Source organism: Aeromonas sp. Y318-3 (genome assembly GCF_027706185.1).
GTDB lineage: Bacteria > Pseudomonadota > Gammaproteobacteria > Enterobacterales > Aeromonadaceae > Aeromonas > Aeromonas veronii.
On record NZ_JAPDCN010000010.1, the window covers coordinates 123,970 to 142,201 of the forward strand.

The window sequence follows — 18,232 nt, forward strand, 5'->3', positions numbered from 1 at the left end:
GTTGCGGGGGCCGGATTTGAACCGACGACCTTCGGGTTATGAGCCCGACGAGCTACCGAGCTGCTCCACCCCGCGTCTGAGGTCGCCAATAATAGGCGCCAGCGCACAGATTGCAAGTAAATATCTCAAAAAAAGTTTATTCGTAGATTAATCGGACAAATAGTGCGGTCATTAGCAGCATCATGCTGTTTTTTCAGGCAATCGAGTCCTTGCCAGGCATCCGGCACTACACTCAATAAGGTGAACACTCCTCATTTTGGGTAGGTAGAATATGCGCATCTCCGCCGGTCACTGCCGTCAGTTGGGGGCCACACCCGACAGTCACGGCGTCAACTTCGCGATCTGGGCACGCCTCGCCAGCCGGGTCGAACTGCTGCTCTTCGCAAGCGCAGACGATGTGACCCCCGAGGTGATCCCCCTCTCCCCGCGCCTCAACCGCACCGCCTACTACTGGCATATCCATGTGGAGGGGATCTCGGTCGGGCAACGTTACGCCTATCGCATTCAGGGCCCGTGGCGCCCATATGGCGGCACCCGCTTCGATGCCGAGAAGGTGTTGCTCGACCCTTACGGCCGCAGCATCGAGCTTGGCGCCCATTACGATCGATGGGCGGCGGCCCGTCCAGGCAGCAATCTGGCTTGTTGCGCCAAGAACAAGGTGGTCGATACTCGCTACTACGACTGGGAAGGAGACAAACTGCCCGCTCACTCCCTCTCCCGCTCGGTGATCTACGAACTGCATCTGGGGGGCTTTACCAAGTCCCCGAGCTCCGGGGTCGATCCGGCGCTGCGTGGCACCTATCTCGGGCTGATTGAGAAGATCCCCTATCTGCAATATCTCGGTGTCACCGCCGTCGAGCTGCTGCCGGTGTTCCAGTTCGATCCTCAGGATGCGCCCAAAGGACTCTCCAACTACTGGGGTTACAGCCCCATGTCCTTTTTCGCCCCCCATGCCCAATACGCCTGCGGCGATGATCCGCTGACCGAATTTCGCGACATGGTCAAGGCGCTGCACAAGGCCAATATCGAGGTGATCCTGGACGTGGTTTACAACCACACCGCCGAAGGGGGTGATGATGGCCCCACCTTCTCGTTTCGCGGCATCGACAACGAGGCCTACTACATCCTCGACAACAACCAGAAGGACACCAACTATTCGGGATGCGGCAACACCTTCAACGGCGCTCATCCGGTGGTGCTGCGGATGATCATGGACAGCCTCCACTTCTGGCGTCAGGAGATGCACGTCGATGGCTTTCGGTTTGATCTGGCGGCCATTCTGTCGCGGGATGAATCGGGTCAGCCGCAGGCCAATGCGCCTACCCTGCGCACCATAGATACCGACCCCAACATCGCCGACATCAAGCTGATTGCCGAAGCCTGGGATGCGGGGGGACTCTATCAGGTGGGGTCACTGGCCGGCGCCCGCTGGCGTGAGTGGAACGGCCAGTTCCGGGATGATGTGCGCCGCTTTCTGCGCGGGGATGACAACAGCGTCACCGCCTTTGTCGAGCGGCTGTGCGGCAGTCCCGACATCTACCACTATCACCACGCCGATCCCGAGAAGAGCATCAACTTCGTTACCTGCCACGACGGTTTTACCCTGTGGGACTGGGCCAGTTACAACAGCAAACACAACGAGGCCAACGGGGAGGAGAACCGTGACGGCTGCGATCATAACTTCAGCTGGAACCACGGCCACGAAGGGGTGACGGAAGATCCCCAGATCAACGCCCTGCGGATGCGCCAGGCCAAAAACATGATGGTGGCGACCCTGCTCTCGGTGGGATCCCCCATGCTGCTGATGGGAGACGAGCTGCTGCGCACCCAGCGGGGCAACAACAACGGCTACTGTCAGGACAATGCCACCTGCTGGATGAACTGGCTGCCCAATGCCCGCAGTCAGGAGATGTTCCGCTTTATGAAGGAGCTGATCCAGTACCGGAAACACCTGTTTCAGCGCCCGGAACAGGAGAGCATGCCGCTGTCGCTCACCGAGATCCTACGCCACAGCGAGATCTGCTGGCACGGGGTCAACGCCGGACAACCGGATTTCAGCCCCCACTCCCACGCCATCGCCATGTCGGCGCTGTCGAGCGAAACCAAGCTGGCACTCTATGTGCTATTCAACGCCTACTGGGAGCCCCTCACCTTCAACTTGCCGAGCCCCCCCAAGGGGGTCGGCGGCTACTGGCGGCGGATCCTCGATACCGCCCTCCCCTCGCCGCAGGATATCTGCACCTTCGGCATGCCGCTGGAGGGACTGACCCGGGAGTATCTCGCCCAGCCGCGCAGCAGTTGCCTCTTTATCTGCGGGGCAGACGATTTCTATTGATCGATTGCTGTGAATTGATAGCAGCGATACCTGCAAGCCAGATATGCAAAAGCCCCGAGTGTTGGCTCGGGGCTTTCTCTTTTCAGCACTAGTGTCAGATCAGCTGGTGCAACACGCTGGTAGCGGCGATCTGGGCGATCAGCAGGCCACACAGGGAGGTAGAGACCACCACTGGCGCGGTATCACGCTGCAAGTAAAGCGGGCTGAACCAGAGCAGCAGAGAGGCCACCAGCAGCGCTGCCTGGGTCACCACCGCCGGGATCAGGGCATCGAGATTGGCCTCACCCCCTTGCCAGCCCACCAGCACTGCCAGCCAGACAAGGCTGGCCATCGCCCCCACCAGACCGGCCAGCGGCAACAGGGTGTTGAATGCCTTGAGACGATGACGGGCCCGCAGCAGCATCAAGTGGGCAAAGGCCGCCCCCAGCATCGCCATCTGCAGCAAACCGCTCACCCAGCCCTGCAGTTGCAGCAGCCCGATGCCATAGACAGCGAGCGGCAACGCCGGTAGCCAGAGCAGTGTCGAGGGGACTGAACGCTTGCCCTCCAGCCGTGACTGGGCCAACGACAAGCCAACCCCGAGCACCAGTGCGGCCCCACCACTCCAGATGAGCCAGCTGGCCGCCTTGGCCTCTACCGCCAGCATCAGAGAGAGCGCGGTAATGACCCAGATGGAGAAGAGCTGCTGACTGATGCGCGAGCGCTGGCCAGGGCAGATATCACCGCGCCACAGCACGATACCGAGGGCGATCAGGGCGCCAAGCGCCATCAATCCGGTGAGGGGAAAGAGCCAAAAAGGGAGTTGGACGAACACGACGCCTCCAGCAGTAAAGATTCGAGGTGCGCCACCGAGGCGCCAGAGAGGGGCGAGTATACCCAAACCGGCGGCTATCCCCAATCGCGACAAACAATCGTGGGCAAACAATCCGGGGCAATTTGTCGCCAGCAGGGCTCACCTTGAGGGGCGCCCTGCTGGCAGCCATATCATAGTGACGGGATGCGGTGGTGGCGTTAGCCCTGACCGCGGGCCAGCGCCACCACCCGGGCAAACATCTGGCGGATCACCGGCGGAATATGTTCGGCGCCGAGCCGCTCCGCCTCTTCCACCACCGCCAGCGCCATTCCCGGCTTGCTACGGTGATGGATAGCCTTGTTGATGATGTGACTGGCGCTCCACATGGCGCGCCCGCCCACCCCGGCCTCGCGACGAAACACAGCTTCAAAACCGTTGTGATAGAGGTAGTGCTCGATGTCGGCGGCAGGGAGCTGGGTCAGTCGGTCCCGCTCCCGCTCGCCCTTGAGCTGGCCACGGGCCGAGGTGGCATACTTGAGCCCCGCCTCGTCGCCATCGGTCAGCAGGTGCCACTCGATGCCAAAATCCCGCGCCACCTTGATGAGCGGCGACTGGCCGCACTGGGCAAACTCGATGATCCGCACCCCTTCGGCCCGCAGACTGTAACCGCAGATCTGCGCCAACTCGGAGAGCAGCCAGATCTCGGTCTCCCCCTCCACCAGCAGCCAGCAACGGGCAAACAGCGACATGGGGCGGTTGATCCGCACGTGAAAGGCGATCTTGCGCAGATCGTCGCTGCTGTAACGCTCGCCCCCCAGCTGGTGACAGAGGATATCCTGCTGACGGCGCACCAGCCGCCGCACCTGATTGAGCGGCAGGGAAGAGAGCAAGTCCCCCGAGTTGGTGGTGAGCAGCTTCTGACCCGGCAGTTGTTCCAGCAGCCCCCACGCCAGCGCCAGCATGGTCGGGTGCAGCCGGCTCTCAGGATCCTCCAGGATCATGATGGGGCGAGCCCCCTCCTCCAGCTCGCGGTTGCCACGCGCCTGCAACAAGGTAGCCGCCATCCCCGCCATCGCCAGCTGCAGCGCACGGTTATCGGCGCGGCGCAGCAGGGTATGCAGGTTGCCCGGATTGCGCAATGTCATGGGGCGATTGATGATGTCACGCTGACTGCGCGGCTTGTTCTTGATGGGGGCCAGGGCGTTGAAGTAGTGATCCATCAGCTGGCGCACCGCCTGCAACGCCTCTTTGAGCTCCGGCTCGCCGATCCGCTGGGGTTCGTCGATCAGCTTGTCTGACAGCTCGCTCAGACGATGTTCGGAGAGATCTCCCCACTGCAATGTCTCCACCCCGTTGCGAGCGGTACGGGCGTCCCGCAGCCGGAACAGCGGGTTCATGGTGATGAGCATGCAGACAAGCTCGTGGGTATTGGCGATGGGCAGGCTCTTGCCTACCCCGTCGAGAAAATCGTGAATGGTGAGCACAGAGCCATCCGCCTGCAGCTCGGCGCTGGCGCGATAGTGAATGCGGTGGAATTTGTCCTTGTGCAGCACCCAGGAGGGGCAAAGACGGGCCAGCCGACGGGAGTGCTGACACATCTGGGGTCTGTGCTCACTGAAGGTGAGCACCAGTTGCAAGTGGCGCGCCGGGGCCAGTTCGGGATCTTCCGGTTGGTGAAAATCCTCGGCGGTGAACTGATAGGGCTCGGCATCCTGCCCCAGCAAACACCAGAGGGCGCGCAGCAGGCTTGATTTGCCCCAGGTATTCTCGCCAATCAGCACTGTGGTCTGATCCAGCCCGAGCGACAGGCGATTTATACCGCGAAAACCTTTGACTTCAATACGTTCCAGAAACATCCAGCCATGTCCACATCATTGTGATGGGGCAATAGTGGCAAAGTTACCGGAAAAATCCTATCGCAGGCGGGGCTTTTTCAACGTGAACTGTGAGGCACTGCAGGTTCGGGAGGGGTAACAACAGCGGTGCGATCTTGCGGGGCATTCCAGTGGCTGAACCAGAGATGACGGGTACGGATTTGACGTTTGCGATAATTCAATGGGCATTCCTTTCAATGGATAAGTGGTAGAGAGTACACCTCTTTTGCCCAAAGTCTCAGGGTTATCTGTGACGAGAAGATGACAATTGCGCCCGCCACTGCCCCGGCGTCAAACCAAACGCCTCGCGAAAACGATTGCCGAAATGGGCCTGGGAAGAGAAGCCACACTGACTGGCGATACTGGCCAGCGGCTCAGGGCCGGCCAACAGCTGCTTGGCCCGTTTGAGCCGCAGCCCAAGCAGATAGCGGTGGGGCGGGCAGCCGAGACTCTGGCCGAACATGCGGGCAAAGTGATACTCGCTCAGCCCCGCCTGCTGGGCCAGCTCTGCCAGCGTGACCGAATCGGCCAGATGGGCCTGCAGATACTCCTGCACCCGCTTGATCACCACGGGCGCCAGCCCGCCGCGCAGAGGCGGCAAACCGAGAGCCTCCTCGGTGTGGTGGCGATAGGCGTGGAGGATCAACATCCAGGCGCCGTGGGAAAGCGCCAGCCGATCGACCCCTTGCTGCCACTGCAGTTGCATCAACTGGCGCTGCACCAGCGAAGCCGCCTGCGGATCGTCGATAAAGGTCTTGTCCACCAGTTGCAGGTGGCGCCCCTCCTTGTCACACACCTCCTCGGCGATACGGGTGAGGTGAGCCGGGGTGAAGTAGAGATGAAAGAAGCGAAACTCTTCGCGCACCAACCACTCGGATCTGTGGTGATCCGGCATGATGCACACCTTGCCGGTGCCGCCGTGGCCACCCGGCCCATCGAGTCGCTCGGTCTGCTCGCCCCCCTGCAGATAGACGCTCAGGGTGTGGTGGCCCGGCTTGTGATAACGGGTCTGGTCATAGCAGTTGCGCCAACTGGCGACGCCAAGCCCGGGTTCGAGCCAGCAAGCGTCCTCCAGCCGGGCGCCGGTGCTGACCAGTGCATCAAATACCCCTGCTGTTTTCATTCGCCCCTGCCGCCTGTTCCGGTGTACGTATTATGCCGCTGCCATCCATCTTACCGACCGCGCCCGCAGATGACAGCGCAAGGCGATGAAAAACCGCAAGATGGTGCAATCCAGCCATCAGGGCTCGCCCCATAGTGGGTCATCTCTCCCTGACTCACCGGAACTGTGATGAATCTGATGCTCTATCTTGCCACCGTGCTTATCTGGGGCAGCACCTGGATTGCCATCGCCTGGCAACTTGGCCCCATTCCCATCGAGGTGTCGGTGCTCTATCGCTTCCTGCTGGCGGCGGTGGCACTGTTTGCTCTGCTCACCGCCAGCGGCCGCTTTCCGCGCCTCCCCTGGCACGGCCAGCGTTACGCCGCACTGCTCGGTGCCCTGCTCTTTTCCACCAACTTTCTCTGCTTCTACCACGCCACCCGCTATATCCCGAGCGGAATGTCGGCAGTGATCTTTGCCAGTGCCAGCATCTTCAACGGCCTCAACCTCTGGCTGTTCGAGCGCAAGCGCCCCACCCTGCGCTGGTTGCAAGGCTCCTTGCTGGGTCTCTTTGGTACCCTGTTACTGTTCTGGCCGGTGCTGGCAGATGCGCAACTGGGTGCAAACGGCTGGAAGGGGCTGCTGCTCGCCTGTGGCGGTACTCTCTGTTTTTCGCTGGGCAATCTGGTCTCGGCACGGGGCCAACGCCATGGCTACCACGTACTGCAACTGGTGCCCTGGGGCATGGTTTACGGCGTGGTGCTGTTGCTGGGCTGGGTCACATTGCTCGGGCAGCAACTGATGGTGCCAACCGATGGCCACTATCTGGCGGCCATGGTCTACCTCGCCCTGTTTGGCTCGGTGATCGCCTTTACCGCCTATCTGACGCTGGTGGGGCGCATCGGTGCCAGCAAGGCCTCCTACGCCACCGTGCTCTTTCCGCTGGTGGCACTTACCCTCTCCACCTTTTACGAAGGTTTTGTCTGGCAGCCGGTCTCGGTGGCCGGAGTGGTGATCAGCCTCATCGGCAATCTGGTGATCTTCGCACCGCCCTTAAGCGAATGGCGCATTCGACCGGCCAAGGCAGCAAACGACCCTTGCTCCTGAACCAGTCAGCCCCTAAGGTAGCGCTGATCAATCTGTGACGATCCTGATGGCGATAAACAAGGGGGCGAGATGTTACTGGAAGGGCTGGAGACGCTGAGCCTGCTGGCAAGTGAAGGAACCATGGCCAAGGTGGCCAGTCGCCTCTATATCAGCCAGTCGGCGGTGAGCAAGCGGATTGCCCAGCTGGAGCAACGCCTTGGCAAGAAGCTGATTGAGCCGGAGGGGCGCCAGATCCGGCTCACCCCGCAGGCAAAGGAGCTGCTTGAGCGAGTGGCCCCGAGTCTGGCAGAGATGAAAGGTGTGCTGGCCGATAGCCAGGATCTGGCGGATCAGAGTCCCCTCCCCATCGCTTGCTCCGAAACCCTGCTGGCCGGTTATCTCGCCCACTTTATGCGCGACTATCTGGAGCGCGATCCCCATCTTGCCCTCTCCACCCACCACACGCCGGTCATTCTGGCGCGGGTGCGCAGTGGTGATGCCCTGCTCGGCATCTGCGCCGGTCGGCTCCCGCCCGGCCATGGCCTCGGCGCCGATCTGCTGCTTGAGGAACCCTTCTATCTGGTGGGCGAGGCACAGCAGAGCCTGCCGCCAGCCAGCGCAGAAAGCAGGCGCAAGATCCTCACCATGGATCTGGAGAACCCCTCCAACCGCTACCTGCGCGAAGCGCTGGCAGATATGGGATTGGAGCCCACCATGGAGCTCGACTCCTATCTGGCGCTCATCGAACTCGCCAAGGCAGGCATTGGCCCTGTGCTGCTCCCCGCTGGCCTGCTGGGGCTGGTGGGAGAACAGGGGGAGATGGCGCGCCCACTGCCCGGACTGGGCCGCCCCCTTCATCTGGTCTACCGGCCAAACAGCCTAAAGCGCGAGCGCATTGCCAGGCTGGTGAGCGCCCTGCACCAACACTTTCGCCACTGCAGCGACACACCGCGCTAGCGCTGTAAAACACCAGATATGACAACGGGGCCCGAGGGCCCCGTTAACAATTGCGATTCGGCAAGCAAGGCGCACATCAGATCCAGGCAAACAGCTCCGGATACTGGCTCCACACCAGCTTGGCGGACATCAGCAAGGAGACGGTCACCAGTAGCGGCTTGATCAGCTTCACCCCTTTTTTCAGCACCATCTTGGAGCCAAAACGAGCGCCGATGAACTGCCCCAGCGCCATGCAAAAACCGACACTCCACACCACCTTGCCGCCGAGCGCAAAGAACAGCAGGGAAGCGATATTCGAGGTGAAGTTGAGCAGCTTGGTATGGGCGGTGGCGCGCGCCATGCCAAAGCCCGCCAGCGCCACGAAACCAATGGCAAAAAACGAGCCTGTGCCCGGCCCGAAAAACCCGTCATAAAAGCCGACACCACCCCCCACCAGCAACGCAAACAGCATGGGAGTCAGACGGCGGGAGCTCTCGGCATCGCTTACCCGCGGCGAGAAGTAGAAGTAGCAGGCAAAGGCCATCAGCAGGAAAGGGAGCAGGCGCTCGAGAATGGCGGCGTCTATGGTCTGCACCGCCAGCGTGCCGATGGCCGCACCGATAAAGGTGCAGATCACCGCAGGCCAGATCATCGCCCACTCAAGCAGCCCCTTGCGAGCATAGAACCAGGTGGCGGAGAAGGAGCCAAAACTGCTCTGCAGCTTGTTGGTACCGAGCACCAGCGCCGGGGGCATGCCGGTCGCCAGCAGGGCCGGCACCGTCAGCAGGCCGCCACCACCGGCGATGGCATCGATAAAGCCGGCGACAAGCGCTACACCGAACAGGGCAAACAGGGTAACCAGTTCCAATTCCATCCATAGACCTCACGAGAGTGGGTTGCCCGAAGGGGCTGGGCAACCGGAGCTAACCAAAAACGATGTTGTGCGGGGGGCTGCACAGGCTGTCCGCTATCCTAACGGGCCACTGACCATGAATCTAACGAAACAGTGGCAGCCAATTGATTCCTGATTTTCATTGATTTGAGCTGTCAGGCCCTGCCCCCTCAGAGGGCTCCGTTAGCAAGCCGTTGAAGCGACGTTCGCTTCCTTGATGGCCGCCAGCGCCTCACAGAGATGATCCTCATCGGCACCGGGGAAACGGCTGACCCGACCGGCCATGTAGCGGCTGCTGAACAAGTTGAACCAATGCTGCAGTGCCTGCCCCGCCTTGAGCTCCCCCGCAACTTCCAGCACACAGGCCGCCACTTCGGCGGTGCAGAGGTGCTCCTCGCTGTTGGCCACCCGCATGCCATAGGTGGAGAGGGCATCGGGTTTGATGGCGAGCACCGGAAAACCGTCCAGATAGGGGCTCTTGTTGAACATCTTGCGCGCCTCTGGCCAAGTGCCATCGAGCAGGATAAAGAGCGGTTTTTTACCCGGTGCCAGCGTCACCTCGCCGGTCAGGCGGGCAGGCGCCTTCTCGCAAGCGGGAAAGACCACATAGGGCTGCCAGGCGGGATCGGCCAGCAGGGCCAGCAACTCTGGATGGGGCTGGGTACGTGACCAGAGAAACGCCCAGGTGGTATCCGGCAACACATCGGCGATCAGGCGACCGGTGTTGGAGGGCTTCATCGGCTCGCTGTCATACATCAGCAGGCAAAAGCCCGCCTCCGCTTTGAGCTCGGGGCGCCACTCGCAGGCACACCAATCCTCGCGCAGCTGACAGGCCGGACAGCGGGCCAGGGTGCCGCCACGGGCAAGAAACGGTCGGGTAGAGATACTCTTGCGCCAGGCCCGCAGGCGGTTGACGGCGTGATCAGGAACAGGCTTCATCTAGGTTCACAACTGGAGTCAAAACAGGAACGGCAGCGGTGCCAACATGTCACGGCGCCATAGGGCGCGATAACAGGGGGCTGCCGGAAAAGCGCAAGATTGTACCGAGTTACGCGCTGGCGGAACAGCAATCCCTGCCCCTTTCGCCAGATGCAGTGCCAACTCCTCTTGCCTTACGACTCCTGACAGCTGCGCAGCAGCTCCAGCAACAGGCTGCCATCGCGCAGTGCCTTGTGCACCTGCACCGAAGTGGGCTTGGTGGGATCTTCGTAGAAGTGGGTGGATTCAATTTGCAGCCGCACCAGATATTCGGCGGGCAACTGGCTGGCCAGCGACTGGTGCAACATGGGGAACAGCAGCCGATCGGCACGGGTGATTTCCCCACCCAGCAGCAGCTTGCCCGGATTGAGCAGGCAGATGAGATTGGAGAGCACCTTGGAGAGACGACCCGCCGCCTGATGGAGAATATCCTGACAAAGGCTGTTGCCTGCCAGCGCCAGCTCGCACAGCTCGCGGATGGTGACGCTCTCGGGCAAGTCGTGCTCCTGCATCCGCTCGCGCAGATCCCGGTATTGCGCCTCCAGCGCCTGATTGGTCACCAGGGTGCAGGCACAACCAAAGCCGCCGCAGTAGCAGCGCTGGCCATAGGGCTCGAGCTGCAGGTGGCTGAGATCCCCGAGCAGCGCATTCTCGCTCTCGATGAGCTGACCATTGACCACCATGCCGACCCCGATGTCGTTGTGGACAAACACCAGCACCGCGTCGGCGCAATTTTTGGCGGCCCCCCACTCCCGCTCGGCCTGGATCCAGGTGCGCACGTCACCGCTCACCAGCACAGGTACCGAGAACGCCTGTTGCAGAGTCGGGCCAAGGGGCCAGTTGCGCAGATCGTAGAAGGGGAAGTGCTTGACCATACCGGAGTGGCGCTCTACCTGACCCGGCAGACAGAGGGCGATACAGGCCAGACTGAGAGATTTTCTCGGCAAAAACACCTTGATGGCGTGTACCAGACTGCCCAGCAGATCGGCGCGCTCCTCCTCGGTAAAGAGGTGGCGCTGGCGAGCCAGCGAACGGCCGGAAAAGTCAAACAGCGCCATATCCACGTAGCCACGGCCGAGACGCATGGAGAGAAACTGGAAGCGGCGTTCGTTGATGCGCAGCAAGGTCTGACGACGGCCGCGCCCCACTGAACTTTCACCACAGGTGACCACCAAACCGCCATCGAGCAGTTCCCTGGTGATCTTGGTGATACTGGCAGGCGAGAGGCCGGTCAGGCGGGAGAGATCGGTGCGCGACAGCTCCTTGTGCTCTTCCAGGCTGGCATAGACCAGGCCGTAGTTGAGCTGCCGGATCAAATCGATACTACCTTTCACGATCTCATTCATAGGGTATGGGGCAAAGGCTGAAAAAAAGAGGCTGGCAATTTTCACACATTATTGGTCAATCCCCAAATAAAGTGCGGCCTGAACCGGGGGTCAGGCCGCATCTTGTGGTGGCCGTCACGGACCATTGCAAGATCAATAACGGAATTGCGAGACCAGTTTGCGCAATTTGTCGCCGGTACTGGCCAGATCCCGGGTGGTGCTGTTGGATTCCACCGCCGCGCTGGTCAGCTCGCTGACAATCTGCTGAATGGCCACCAGGTTCTTGTTGATCTCCTCCGATACCGCGTGCTGCTCCTCGGCGGCGGTGGCGATCTGGATGTTCATGTCGTTGATGGTACTGACCGCCATCACCATGCTGTCGAGGGAGCTGGCGATATGGCTCGCCTCCTGCACCGTCTCCTGGCTGCGATCCTCGCTCGCCTGCATCACCTCCACCGCCTGCTTCACCCCGCCCTGCAGACGTTGCAGCATCTCGTTGATCTCCTTGGTGCTCTGTTGGGTACGACCGGCCAGCGAACGCACTTCGTCCGCCACCACCGCAAAGCCGCGTCCCTGCTCACCGGCGCGGGCCGCCTCGATGGCAGCGTTCAGCGCCAGCAGGTTGGTCTGCTCGGCAATGCCGCGAATGACCTCCACCACCGAGCCAATCTTGGCGGTCTCTTGCGCCAATTGCTCGATAACGCCGGAGGCGGTATGCACCTCCCCCACCAACCGGTTGATACTGTTGATGGCCCCGCTCACCACCCCTCGAGCAGCGTCCGATTCACGGGCCGCATCGCTGGTTGCCGTCGCGGCATTGGAGGCACTGGCAGCCACCTCCTGCGCGGTGGAGCTCATTTCTGTCACCGCGGTGACCACCTGATCGGTCTCGCGACTGTGACCCTGCATCTGATGGTCATAGTGCTCGCTCAGATGGTGCAACTTGTCGACCGCGCTGAAGAGGTGGTTGCTGGTCTCGCCCACCTGACTCACCACCGACTGGATCCGCTCGACAAAGCGGTTGAAAGCGCTGGCCAGCTGGCCAATCTCGTCCTGGCTCTGCACCTTGAGGCGCTGAGTCAGATCCCCGTCGCCGTTGGCGATATCGTTCAATGCCAGCACCGCATCCGCCAGCGGCTTGGTGACCCGGTTGCCCACAATAACGGTCGCCGCCAGGGTGATACCGAGGATCAACAGGATCACCAGCACACTGCTCTGCAACGAGGCATGCATGTTGCTCTCGCGCTCTGCCCGCAGGGCCGCAAGCTCGTTGTCGATATCATCGATATAAAAACCGGTTCCAATGGCCCACTGGTATTTGTCCAGCACCAGAGTAAAGGCCAGTTTGGGAGCATCGCGACCGATGGAGGGCTTGGCCGTCCAGTATTCGGTAAATCCATCCCCCTGACGGGCCGACTTGAGGATCTCCTGGATCAGCAATTTGCCCTTGGCATCCTTGTCGTTCCAGCGGTTTTTCCCCTCCAGCTCGGTACGCACCGGCAGCAGTATGGTGTTGCCCTCGAAGTCATAGACAAAGAAGTAGCCGTCACTGCTGTAACGCAGCGGCCTGAGCAACTCTTTGACCTTTTGACGATTTTCCGGTGAATCCGGCAGAGAATACACGGCATCGACGGCGGTTTTGGCCATCATGATGTAACTGCTGAGCAGCGCTTTACGCTCCTTGATGGCATTTTCCCTCGCCACCACCAGATCAGACTCCAGATCGCGCTTGGAGACCATGTAGTTACTGAGATTGACCACCAGGGCCATCAACAGTACGGGGACTGCACCCAGTAACAGGATTTTCTGCTTTAGCGTCATCTTTCACATCCTTGCAGCTGTTTTTATTGGAATTCCTTGCTTACTCATCAGTATAGGTGCTGGCAGGGCGAGCCCAGCTTTCGTTACAATTCCCTTAAACAAATCGGCCAGAACGTGAAAATCATGAATCTTTGTCCTTGCGGCTCAACCCTTTCTCTCGAATTGTGCTGTGGCTCACGTCACAGTGGCGCAGTGGCTGACACCCCGGAGCAGCTGATGCGCTCTCGCTACAGCGCTTTTGTGCTCGGTCTGGGGGAGTATCTGGTCCATAGCTGGCACCCGGCCCACCTTGGCGGTCTCACCGCCGAAGAGCTTTCACGCATCGACACCCGCTGGGATGGTCTCGAGATCATCGCCAGCCAGGGCGGCCCGGAGGATGAAACCGGGATGGTGGAGTTCAAAGCCTGGTTTCTGGAAGGAGATGAGCGCCACTGCCTCCATGAGCGCTCCCGCTTCGTGCGTTATCAGGGGCGCTGGGTCTACACCGAAGGGGAGATCGATCCCCTGCCGCTCAAAACCGGCCGCAACGATCCCTGCCCCTGTGGCAGCGGCAAAAAGCACAAGAAGTGCTGCGGCTGATGCATCACACCCCCACCAGACTCGTCAAACAGTGACAAGGGGCATCCGATGCCCCTATTTTGTGCCTGTTATTCGCCACCAGCCCACAAACCGATGCGATAACAAGCGTGACAAATGTCACATAATGCTCATTAACGCGCGAGCAAATGAGCGTTTGCGAGCGCAAATTTGGCCCATATCAAACATTTCCACTCAGAAGTAGGCCACACTGGCCTCATCTGGAAGAGATGAGACGGGCAACAATGAAAAGAATAACTACACAAGTCGTCATCATAGGCGGCGGTGCCACAGGGGCCGGCATCATGCGCGATTGCGCACTGCGCGGCATCGACTGCATCCTGCTCGAGCGCGATGATATCGCCGCCGGCACCACCGGCCGCAACCACGGCTTGCTCCACTCCGGTGCCCGCTACGCGGTGACGGATCAGGAGTCCGCCCGCGAATGCATCCAGGAAAACCGCATCCTCAAGCGGATCGCCAGCCACTGTGTCGAGGACACGGGCGGCCTCTTCCTCACCCTGCCGGAAGATGACATCAATTTCCAAACCACCTTTATGGATGCCTGCGCCCTGGCCGGTATCGAAACCCGCCAGCTCGATCCCGGTGAAGCCCTGCGCATGGAGCCCAACGCCAACCCGGCGATGATCGGCGCCATCCATGTACCGGACGGTACGGTCGACCCGTTCCGCCTCGCCGCCGCCAACGTGCTGGACGCGAAAGAGCACGGCGCCCGCATTTTCACCCACTGCAAGGTGCTGGGGCTGCTGCGCACGCAAGATCGGGTACACGGGGTCAAGGCGATCAATACCCGCACCGGCGAAGCGTTCGAGGTGGAGTGTCAGGAGGTGATTAACGCCGCCGGCATCTGGGGCCAGCAAATTTGCGAATACGCCGATCTCGGCATCCGCATGTTCCCGGCCAAGGGATCCCTGCTCATCATGGATTACCGCATCAACCAGCTGGTGCTCAACCGCGCCCGCAAACCGGCGGATGCGGACATTCTGGTGCCGGGCGACACCATCTCCCTCATCGGCACCACCTCCAGTCGCATCGATTACAACAAGATTGACCAGCTCACCGTCGAACCCGAAGAGGTCGAAGTGTTGCTGCGCGAGGGGATCAAGCTCGCTCCCATCATGGCGCGCACCCGCCTGCTGCGCGCCTATGCCGGGGTACGCCCGCTGGTAGCGGTGGACGGTGACGACACCGGCCGCAACATCAGTCGCGGCATCGTGCTGCTGGATCACGCCGAGCGTGACGGCCTCAAGGGCTTCAACACCATCACCGGCGGCAAGCTGATGACCTACCGCCTGATGGCGGAGTGGGCCACCGATCTGCTGGCCAAGAAACTCGGCAACAGCAAACCCTGCCAGACCGCCGAACTGAGCCTGCCCGGCTCGCGGGATCCGGAAAAGGTCTCCGCCCCCGGTCTCTCGGTGCCGGTCGAAGGCTCAGCCCAATACCGCCACGGCGAGCGGGTCATCGCCTTCTTCCGTGACAACCCCAAGGCCAACGCCCTTATCTGCGAGTGCGAAATGGTCACCGCGGGTGAAATCGAATACGCCCTGCGCGAGCTGGATGTGGACAACCTCATCGATCTGCGCCGTCGAACCCGCCTGGGCATGGGCCCCTGTCAGGGCGAGCTGTGCGCCTACCGCGCCGCCGGACTGATGCAGGAGTACGGCAAGGCAGACGGCCGTCAAGCCTGTGTAATGCTGCGCCAGTTCCTGGAGGAGCGTTACAAGGGAACCCGCCCCGTCCTGTGGGGCGATGCCCTGCGCGAGGCCGAGTTCACCTACTGGATCTACGAAGGGCTGTTTGGCCTGGGAGAGTGGACGGCGCCGCAGCTGGTTGCCGATACCCCACGCGGCCCAACCAGCGAGACCACTCACAAGGAGAGCCGTCATGAAGTTTGACAATATCGTTATCGGCGGTGGCATGGCGGGACTCTCGGCTGCCCTGCGGCTGGTGGAGGCAGGCCAGAAGACCCTGCTGATGGCCTCCGGCCAGAGTGCCCTGCACTTCTCCTCCGGCTCGGTCGATCTGCTCGAAAGCGAGGGAGATCCCCGCGCCGCCCTGCCCGCCTTTATGGCTGCCCATCCGGATCACCCCTACAGCAAAGTAGGAATGCAAAATATCGAAGCGAGTCTGGCCGATCTGCAGCGCCACTGCGCCGAACAGGGATTGCCGCTGGTTCGCCAAGACACCAATCACCAGCGCCTGACTCCCATCGGTACCCTCAAGCGCACCTGGCTCTCCCCCGATACCTGTGCCTGCGTCACCGATGCGCCGCTCCCGGACGTGCTGCTGCTGGCCACCCTCGAGGGCTTTCGTGACTTTCATCCGGCACTGGCGGCAGCCAATCTGGCGACCCATCCCCGCTTTGCCCACTGCCGCATTCTGACCGGCGAAATCCGCCTGCCCCAGCTGGCGGAATTCAGCCGCAATCCCCACGAGTTTCGCTCAGCCGACATCGCGCGCCTGTGTGACAAGCATCATCTGGTGGCCGATCTGGCCCGCGAGATCAGCCGCATGGTGCAGGAGAGCGGTGTACCCGGCTGCCGCCATATTGTGCTGCCCGCCTGCCTGTCGCTCGGGCTGGTTGGCCCACGTCTGGCGGAGCTGGAACAGCGTACCGGCTGCACCATCAAGGAGGTGGCCACCATGCCGCCGTCACTGATCGGGATGCGGATGCAGGAGGCGCTCAAGCGCCGCTTTATGGCCCTTGGCGGCACCTTCCTCACCAGCGAGCGGGTACTGGGCGCCCGCTACGAAGGTGACCGGGTAGTCGGCGTACATACCCAGAATGGCGATGATCAGCTGTTCGAGGCGGACAACTTCGTGCTTGCCTCCGGCAGCTTCTTCAGCCGCGGGCTGGAATCCCGTCTGCGTGGCATTCGCGAACCCATCTTCGATGCCGATGTGTTGAGTCTGGAGGAACGTGATGCCTGGGCCGGTCGTCGCCTGTTTGACCATCACCCCTTCATGGGCTTCGGGGTCAAGACCGACGACAAACTCAGAGTGCTGCGTGGCGGCAAGCCGCTCACCAACCTCTATGGCGCGGGCAGTGTCTTGGCCCATTACGACCCAATTCGTGAAGGTTCCGGCTCCGGCGTTGCCGTTGCCACCGGCTGGCAGGCTGCCGGCCATATTCTGGGCGCGGCCCAATGATTACTACGTCCCATATCCCGTGTCTTCATCATCGCCGGGAGGAGAACTGACATGCTACTGGATCACGCCAACCAAACTTTCGATCAGTGCATCAAATGCACCGTCTGTACCGCCTACTGCCCGGTGGCCAAGGCCAACCCCGCCTACCCCGGCCCGAAACAGGCGGGCCCGGATGGGGAGCGGCTGCGGATCAAGAGCCCCGAGCTCTTTGACAGCGCCCTCAAGCACTGCACCAACTGCAAACGCTGCGAAGTAGCCTGCCCGAGCGGGGTGCGCATCGGCGATATCATCGCCAAGGCCAAGCATCAGTACAGCGGTTTCAAACCGGGGATCCGCGAGTTCGTGCTCTCCCACACCGATCTGATGGGCAGCATGTCTACCCTGATGGCCCCGGTAGTCAACTTCACCACCGGCCTCAAGCCGATGAAGCTGGTGCTGGACAAGGCGCTGGGGGTCTCATCCCACCGCGACCTGCCCAAATACTCCCAGGGCACCTTCCGCGGCTGGTACAAGAAGCAAAAAGAATCTCAGGCCCGCTTTGCGCGGCAGATCGCCTACTTCCATGGCTGCTACGTCAACTACAACCACCCGCAACTCGGCAAGGAGCTGGTACAGGTGCTCAACGCCATGAACATCGGTGTGCAGTTGCTTGAGCGGGAGAAGTGCTGCGGCGTGCCGCTAATTGCCAACGGCTTCATGGACAAGGCCAAGCAACAGGCGGCCTTTAATATCAAGCAGATGGAGAACTCCCTGCTGGGTAACGAGATGCCGCTGCTGGCTACCTCCTCCACCTGCGGCTTTACCCTGCGCGATGAATATCCCCACCTGCTGGAGCAGGACAACCACAAGGTGCGGGATCGCATCTCGCTGGTGACCCGCTTCCTGTGGAACGAGTTCTACAAGGGCAACAAACCGGCGATGAAGCCGCTCAATCTGCACATCGCCTACCACACCCCCTGCCACATGGAAAAAATGGGGGGCGTCATCTACACCCTCGAATTGCTGCGCGCCATTCCCGGGGTCAAGGTGACGGTACTGGAGTCCCAGTGCTGCGGCATCGCCGGTACCTACGGCTTCAAGTCGGAGAACTACCAGACCAGCCAGACCATCGGCGAGGGGCTATTTGATCAAATCAATCGCCTCTCCCCCGATCTGGTGATCACCGATTGCGAGACCTGCAAATGGCAGATCGAGATGAGCACCAGCTTCCGCTGTGAACATCCGATCCACCTGCTGGCCCAGGCGCTGGCCTGAATCCCCCGGCCCTTGCGGCCGCATAAAAACAATCCACGCAGAGATAAACAAAGAGCCGGCAATTGCCGGCTCTTCTTTTTTACGCT

The 18,232-nt window shown here is 61.3% G+C and carries 14 protein-coding genes and 1 tRNA gene; 7 read left to right on the forward strand and 8 right to left on the reverse strand.

Going from position 1 to position 18,232, the window contains the following annotated elements:
- Window position 1: 1 nt before the first annotated feature.
- Window positions 2-75, reverse strand: a tRNA-Met gene (locus OKB77_RS15040).
- A 196-nt stretch (window positions 76-271) separates the two neighbouring features.
- On the opposite strand from OKB77_RS15040, the gene glgX reads away from it, so the two are divergent.
- The gene (gene glgX / locus OKB77_RS15045; protein WP_199428594.1) at window positions 272-2,335 is read left to right on the forward strand and encodes a glycogen debranching protein GlgX; all 2,064 of its coding nucleotides are present in this window, start codon (window positions 272-274) and stop codon (window positions 2,333-2,335) included.
- A gap of 94 nt (window positions 2,336-2,429) precedes the next feature.
- Here glgX and OKB77_RS15050 read toward each other — a convergent pair whose 3' ends face one another.
- The 3 genes from OKB77_RS15050 to OKB77_RS15060 form a co-directional block, all read right to left on the reverse strand.
- Window positions 2,430-3,149, reverse strand: coding sequence for a hypothetical protein (locus tag OKB77_RS15050; protein WP_021231328.1), 720 nt, complete (start codon window positions 3,147-3,149; stop codon window positions 2,430-2,432).
- Window positions 3,150-3,346: 197 nt separating this feature from the next.
- Window positions 3,347-4,984, reverse strand: coding sequence for an ATP-dependent endonuclease (locus OKB77_RS15055; protein WP_265776484.1), 1,638 nt, complete (start codon window positions 4,982-4,984; stop codon window positions 3,347-3,349).
- Between the two features lie 262 nt (window positions 4,985-5,246).
- Window positions 5,247-6,125: a helix-turn-helix domain-containing protein gene (locus OKB77_RS15060; protein WP_245097664.1), complete on the reverse strand. Its 879-nt coding sequence runs from the start codon at window positions 6,123-6,125 to the stop codon at window positions 5,247-5,249.
- A 168-nt stretch (window positions 6,126-6,293) separates the two neighbouring features.
- Between OKB77_RS15060 and OKB77_RS15065 the strand changes: the two genes are divergently transcribed.
- Both OKB77_RS15065 and OKB77_RS15070 read left to right on the forward strand, forming a co-directional pair.
- Window positions 6,294-7,211: a DMT family transporter gene (locus OKB77_RS15065; protein WP_139440619.1), complete on the forward strand. Its 918-nt coding sequence runs from the start codon at window positions 6,294-6,296 to the stop codon at window positions 7,209-7,211.
- 69 nt (window positions 7,212-7,280) lie between these two features.
- Window positions 7,281-8,147: a LysR family transcriptional regulator gene (locus OKB77_RS15070; protein ID WP_268012096.1), complete on the forward strand. Its 867-nt coding sequence runs from the start codon at window positions 7,281-7,283 to the stop codon at window positions 8,145-8,147.
- Between the two features lie 76 nt (window positions 8,148-8,223).
- Here OKB77_RS15070 and OKB77_RS15075 read toward each other — a convergent pair whose 3' ends face one another.
- The 4 genes from OKB77_RS15075 to OKB77_RS15090 all read right to left on the reverse strand — a co-directional run bounded on the left by OKB77_RS15075 (window position 8,224) and on the right by OKB77_RS15090 (window position 13,142).
- On the reverse strand, window positions 8,224-9,000 hold the full coding sequence (locus tag OKB77_RS15075; RefSeq protein ID WP_005333472.1) for a TSUP family transporter: 777 nt from the start codon (window positions 8,998-9,000) through the stop codon (window positions 8,224-8,226).
- Between the two features lie 201 nt (window positions 9,001-9,201).
- The gene (locus OKB77_RS15080) at window positions 9,202-9,957 is read right to left on the reverse strand and encodes a tRNA-uridine aminocarboxypropyltransferase (RefSeq protein ID WP_179903793.1); all 756 of its coding nucleotides are present in this window, start codon (window positions 9,955-9,957) and stop codon (window positions 9,202-9,204) included.
- Window positions 9,958-10,130: 173 nt separating this feature from the next.
- Window positions 10,131-11,342 carry an ROK family transcriptional regulator gene (locus OKB77_RS15085; RefSeq protein WP_005333476.1) on the reverse strand — a complete coding sequence of 404 codons (1,212 nt, stop codon included), beginning with the start codon at window positions 11,340-11,342 and terminating at the stop codon, window positions 10,131-10,133.
- 132 nt (window positions 11,343-11,474) lie between these two features.
- Window positions 11,475-13,142: a methyl-accepting chemotaxis protein gene (locus OKB77_RS15090; RefSeq protein WP_005352447.1), complete on the reverse strand. Its 1,668-nt coding sequence runs from the start codon at window positions 13,140-13,142 to the stop codon at window positions 11,475-11,477.
- Window positions 13,143-13,265: 123 nt separating this feature from the next.
- Between OKB77_RS15090 and OKB77_RS15095 the strand changes: the two genes are divergently transcribed.
- The 4 genes from OKB77_RS15095 to glpC all read left to right on the forward strand — a co-directional run bounded on the left by OKB77_RS15095 (window position 13,266) and on the right by glpC (window position 18,146).
- Entirely contained in the window at window positions 13,266-13,721 is a 456-nt protein-coding gene (locus OKB77_RS15095) for a YchJ family protein (RefSeq protein WP_139732239.1), read from the forward strand.
- 242 nt (window positions 13,722-13,963) lie between these two features.
- Window positions 13,964-15,637 carry an anaerobic glycerol-3-phosphate dehydrogenase subunit A gene (gene glpA / locus OKB77_RS15100; RefSeq protein WP_136502201.1) on the forward strand — a complete coding sequence of 558 codons (1,674 nt, stop codon included), beginning with the start codon at window positions 13,964-13,966 and terminating at the stop codon, window positions 15,635-15,637.
- Window positions 15,627-16,892 carry a glycerol-3-phosphate dehydrogenase subunit GlpB gene (gene glpB, locus OKB77_RS15105; protein ID WP_265776481.1) on the forward strand — a complete coding sequence of 422 codons (1,266 nt, stop codon included), beginning with the start codon at window positions 15,627-15,629 and terminating at the stop codon, window positions 16,890-16,892. Before glpA ends, glpB begins: the two co-directional genes overlap by 11 nt.
- Before the next feature lie 51 nt (window positions 16,893-16,943).
- Entirely contained in the window at window positions 16,944-18,146 is a 1,203-nt protein-coding gene (gene glpC, locus OKB77_RS15110) for an anaerobic glycerol-3-phosphate dehydrogenase subunit GlpC (protein WP_075115084.1), read from the forward strand.
- Window positions 18,147-18,232: the final 86 nt, after the last annotated feature.